Origin of the sequence: Marinibactrum halimedae, assembly GCF_021234875.1 — a bacterium.
GTDB lineage: Bacteria > Pseudomonadota > Gammaproteobacteria > Pseudomonadales > Cellvibrionaceae > Marinibactrum > Marinibactrum halimedae.
Window position 1 is genome coordinate 1 of the sequence record NZ_JAJQVM010000067.1, and the last position, 4,538, is coordinate 4,538.

The following is a 4,538-nucleotide window of genomic DNA, read 5'->3' on the forward strand; positions in this document are numbered from 1 at the left end:
CAACAGCTTCACCGCCGAACACTTCTGCACAAACGCGAGTCAATGCGGCAGTCAAAGTGGTTTTACCGTGGTCAACGTGACCAATGGTGCCCACGTTTACGTGGGGTTTACTACGTTCAAAAGTTTCTTTTGCCATTGCAAACTCTCCTCAATAGGTCGTGGGTTGGGCCCAATGTCGGATACCACTGACCCTGCATCAACAAAGACCAGAACAAGGCCTTATATACCAAACTGCCGCAGAGGATAACCGCTGCGGCGCATACTGGAGCTCAAGAGCAGATTTGAACTGCCGACCTCACCCTTACCAAGGGTGTGCTCTACCAACTGAGCTACTTGAGCGACATAACTTAAACTTATAATGGAGCGGGCAGCGGGAATCGAACCCGCATCATCAGCTTGGAAGGCTGAGGTTCTACCATTGAACTATGCCCGCAAATCAACATGTAGAAATTGAAAATCCAAGAACTCTCAGACCTTCACTCAAAGCTTAAAGCTTCTAAAAAATATGGTGCAGGGGGGTGGATTCGAACCACCGAAGCTTGCGCGTCAGATTTACAGTCTGATCCCTTTGGCCACTCGGGAACCCCTGCCGAAAGAGGCGCGTATTCTCTGCCTCTTAAAGCACACTGTCAATACAGTGCAGAAACAATATTTAAAAATATCGCCCCAAAAAATGGAGCTGGCGAGAGGAGTCGAACCCCCGACCGGCTGATTACAAGTCAGCTGCTCTACCTACTGAGCTACGCCAGCAAAACCCGCAATGAAAGAATTCGCAAACCCCTCATCACTTGGAGGCGCGATTCTAGAGAAACTATTGCAAGGATGCAACATCTGGACAGTAATTTTGTTTATAAGAAACGCCTTTCATCCCATCTAGCATTCTCTGCCATGATTCAACGCCTAATTTTTGAGCTTCCTCTGGCTCAACCACAACCCAATTTTGAGTAGTACTACGAGGTACATTCTTAATTTTAGGTTGATAACCAAGCTTCATAATCTCTTTTTTTCGAGCAAGAGCAAGATCTTGGTTATTAAACATCCCCAGAGATATACCATTTTCCAGTTCATTTTTAGGAATGACATAGCTATCAATATTTTGCTCTTGAAGCTCCTTCAACTTTTTCAAGGCGTTAACTCTTGATACCTCAGGCTCCAAATATACCCAATAGGCATGATCAACTGGTACATCAACCTCTCGAATATCAGACTTCACATCTAGGGCTAACAGTCTTTCAACCAACACATCGGCTTTTGTTAGCAGCTTAAAGGGGCCCGCCATAGCGCAAAGCCCTTTAGCTTGGGCAAGTGCCGTTGCCTCAGACTTTTCTCGCAATAGATTTCTATCGACCTCTTCAATTAGTTTTAGTGGGCTGCCTGAAGCAAAATCCACTATCGAATCAAGTGATTCTGAAGCAGGAGCGGAATTCGAAACCCACCCTACTAAGAATACAAGTACATTAACAACTAAAAGAAAATAAAGAACGAAGCGCATATTTGCCTTTTCACTTAATCGTTATCAAAACAGCAACCCATCTTCCCTAAGTGCAGATATACCGTCCAAAACAAGATCCTTACTATAGGTCGCATCAGAAATTACGCGGGATAAAAACACTCCGTCTCCCCCCGTTATAAAAATACCAACATTTGGGCCACTAAAAGCGCGTAAATACTCAAGCGACTTAAGCACCAATCCTAAAGCCATTTCAGAGCAGGCCTCTTTTATTGCGTCATCGGTTGACCTTCCAGGAACGCCTTTAAGATCGTCAACCAAGCTATTGGTTTGTGCGGATGCAGTAACCGTATTAAGAGAAGAGCTCATCATTGATAAACCGGGGCCTATATACCCCCCTTGGTGACATCCTTCATCTGCAATTAAATCAACGGTTATTGCAGTTCCTGCGTCAACCACCAAACAAGGTTTACCACACCCCGCCTTAAAAGCGGCGATCATAGCTAGCCATCTATCAACCCCCAAGCTTTCAGGGTGAGAGTACCCATTTTTTAGATCACGGTACTTCTTTTGTGTAGAAACAAACTTGATCTCCTTACACCATTTCGACAAAACAGAAGCCAAGAGTTTTTTTTTATCCTCATTAGCCACACTAGAAATACACGCTAATTTTATCGGAGTAGCCTCACCAGCTGCTTTTAGAAAAGATTCTAGCTCGCTCATCCCTTTCAAACATGCCGAGGTTGCACCTTGACGTATAACAACTTCACTTTGTTTTATACGCCATTTTGTGCGCGTATTACCTTGATCGACCTCAAGTATCATTCGCTGCCCCCTCTCAGTGAAACATCAGAGCCACCAAAACTCTTAATTACTCCCTTCGACTCAATCAACAGATGCCCATGACTATCTACCCCTCTAGCAGAACCTGTTATTTTCTTTCCACCTTCATAAGCCTCAACTTTCAGACTGTCAAAATAATCTCTTTTCATCCATCGCTCTCGGTAGGAGCCAAACTTATTCTTTTCAAAATTTTCCAACAGAACAAATAGCGCACTTATCAGCTGTGATAGCAATTCATTTCGAGTCGGTTGGTCCACTCCAAAATGATTACTGAGCATATTCAAATCACTCCAAGGCTGATTAATATCACTTGATGCTGTGCACGCACCCATGTTGATATTCAAGCCAATTCCAACAACCACCCAACAATGCTCTGTCAGATCTCCCGCCACCTCAATGAGCACTCCGCTTAACTTTTTGTCTTGCCAAAACAGGTCATTCGGCCATTTTAATTTGATATCCATATATCCATAGGACTCGAGAACCTCAGATACAACCACTCCAACGGCAAGACTCAAGCCAGAAAGGGATGAAATCCCGCCTTTAAATAAATATGACAAGGAAAAGTAGAGGTTTACTCCGAAAGGGCTAACCCAAGTGCGTCCGCGCCTGCCACGTCCAGAACTTTGATATTCAGCCATGCATACCACTGGGTTATTCAAACCGGTTTTTATTTGATCTAAAAGCCATTGATTAGTCGAATCGATTTGTGGAAAAAGGTAAAGGTTTGATTCGGGAAACCCTGCTTCATGCGCAATAACCTCTTTATCCAAAAGGTCAACCGGTATCGCCAGGCGATAACCCCGCCCCCTAGAGCTTTCCACCTCAAGGCCAAAGGCTTCCAGCTTTTTTAGCTTCTTCCAAATTGCTGTTCGGCTAACGCCTGATGCCTCTCCTAACTTTTCACCAGAATACCATTTGCCATCAGACAGCCTTTTGAGCAACTTCATCAACTCTAGCCATTCTGGAAGGCCTACATCAAACATTCTCCACTCCCCTTTGTATTGGCTCTGATACCGGCTTCTACGAAAATTGTCACCAAGATTGAAACCTAAATTTTCAATTACTGAAGATATCAAAAACTACGTTCAAGAACAGCGCCCCTAAAATGATTCCCAAAAACTGGCAATACCTTCAAAATATCGGCCTGTGAATAACAATGGTAGGGTTTATACATGAGAAAAGTAACGGTAGCAGCCACGCAAATGGCTTGCAGCTGGGATATTCATTCCAACATAAGCAAAGCTGAGAAACTCGTTATTAAAGCGGCTAATGCTGGCGCGAATATAGTACTGTTACAGGAGTTATTTGAAACACCTTACTTCTGCATCGAACAAAATGACAAACACTTTGGATTAGCCAAAGAATACCCCAATGAGCTGATTTATTATTTTTCTGAATTGGCAAAAAAGTTAAATGTCGTTCTCCCCATTAGCTATTTTGAAAAATCAAACACTGTTTTTTTTAACAGCCTCTGTGTTATAGATGCTAACGGGGAAATCCTTGAAAATTATCGTAAAAGCCATATTCCAAATGGCCCTGGATATCAGGAAAAAACCTATTTCAGCCCTGGGGATACTGGTTTCAAAGTTTGGAATACCCTATATGGAAAGATAGGCGTCGGAATTTGTTGGGACCAATGGTTCCCGGAAGCAGCTCGATCTATGACCCTTCAAGGTGCTGAGATCTTATTTTACCCAACGGCTATCGGCTCAGAACCTCACGATCAAAGTATAGACTCAAAAGATCACTGGCAAAGGACAATGCAAGGACATTCGGCGGCAAATATTATTCCTATCGTTGCTTCAAACAGAATCGGCAAAGAGCGAGTTAACGACACACAGATTGACTTCTATGGGTCATCTTTTATCACAAATGAAACAGGAGCAACACTTCAACAAGCAGATAGAAGTTCAGAATCAATCCTTTTAGAAAATTTTGATCTAAATGAAATAAGTCAGAAGCGAAATGAATGGAATCTCTTTAGGGATCGAAGGCCAGACCTTTATCAGAACTTACTCACTTTGGACGGCGAAAGTTAATAGGCTCGAAAACCCAAACTTAATTGGGTTTTGCTATTTCTTTTTTCTAAACCCAAAACTAAAATGCCCTCTGGATCAAAGATCCAGAGGGCTAGTATTAGAAGCTTGACGATGTCCTACTCTCACATGGGGAAACCCCACACTACCATCGGCGATGCGTCGTTTCACTTCTGAGTTCGGGATGGGTTCAGGTGGTTCCAACG

At 43.3% G+C, this 4,538-nt stretch carries 5 protein-coding genes, 4 tRNA genes and 1 rRNA gene; 1 reads left to right on the forward strand and 9 read right to left on the reverse strand.

What is annotated here, in order from left to right:
- The 8 genes from LU351_RS19965 to birA all read right to left on the reverse strand — a co-directional run.
- A partial coding sequence (locus LU351_RS19965) for a GTP-binding protein (RefSeq protein ID WP_232595860.1) occupies nt 1-136 on the reverse strand: 136 nt, incomplete at its 3' end.
- Nucleotides 137-263: 127 nt separating this feature from the next.
- A tRNA-Thr gene (locus LU351_RS19970) sits at nt 264-339 on the reverse strand.
- A gap of 20 nt (nt 340-359) precedes the next feature.
- Nucleotides 360-433, reverse strand: a tRNA-Gly gene (locus tag LU351_RS19975).
- Between the two features lie 73 nt (nt 434-506).
- Nucleotides 507-590: transfer RNA gene (locus LU351_RS19980), tRNA-Tyr, on the reverse strand.
- A gap of 84 nt (nt 591-674) precedes the next feature.
- Nucleotides 675-750 (reverse strand) — tRNA-Thr (locus LU351_RS19985).
- A gap of 61 nt (nt 751-811) precedes the next feature.
- The gene (locus tag LU351_RS19990; RefSeq protein ID WP_232595856.1) at nt 812-1,492 is read right to left on the reverse strand and encodes a hypothetical protein; all 681 of its coding nucleotides are present in this window, start codon (nt 1,490-1,492) and stop codon (nt 812-814) included.
- A gap of 24 nt (nt 1,493-1,516) precedes the next feature.
- Entirely contained in the window at nt 1,517-2,275 is a 759-nt protein-coding gene (locus tag LU351_RS19995; protein WP_232595857.1) for a type III pantothenate kinase, read from the reverse strand.
- Nucleotides 2,272-3,243, reverse strand: coding sequence for a bifunctional biotin--[acetyl-CoA-carboxylase] ligase/biotin operon repressor BirA (gene birA, locus LU351_RS20000; RefSeq protein ID WP_232595858.1), 972 nt, complete (start codon nt 3,241-3,243; stop codon nt 2,272-2,274). Before birA ends, LU351_RS19995 begins: the two co-directional genes overlap by 4 nt.
- 225 nt (nt 3,244-3,468) lie before the next feature.
- On the opposite strand from birA, the gene aguB reads away from it, so the two are divergent.
- Nucleotides 3,469-4,335, forward strand: coding sequence for an N-carbamoylputrescine amidase (gene aguB, locus LU351_RS20005; protein ID WP_232595859.1), 867 nt, complete (start codon nt 3,469-3,471; stop codon nt 4,333-4,335).
- Between the two features lie 103 nt (nt 4,336-4,438).
- Here the strand turns inward: aguB and rrf are convergent.
- Nucleotides 4,439-4,538, reverse strand: a 5S ribosomal RNA gene (gene rrf, locus LU351_RS20010); the annotation flags it as partial.

What these genes read in the sequence shown, in the direction of transcription:
- LU351_RS19990 (WP_232595856.1), bottom strand. Translation starts at nt 1,492, where the DNA reads ATGCGCTTCGTTCTTTATTTTCTTTTAGTTGTTAATGTACTTGTATTC.
- LU351_RS19995 (WP_232595857.1), bottom strand. Translation starts at nt 2,275, where the DNA reads ATGATACTTGAGGTCGATCAAGGTAATACGCGCACAAAATGGCGTATA.
- birA (WP_232595858.1), bottom strand. Translation starts at nt 3,243, where the DNA reads ATGAAGTTGCTCAAAAGGCTGTCTGATGGCAAATGGTATTCTGGTGAA.
- aguB (WP_232595859.1), top strand. Translation starts at nt 3,469, where the DNA reads ATGAGAAAAGTAACGGTAGCAGCCACGCAAATGGCTTGCAGCTGGGAT.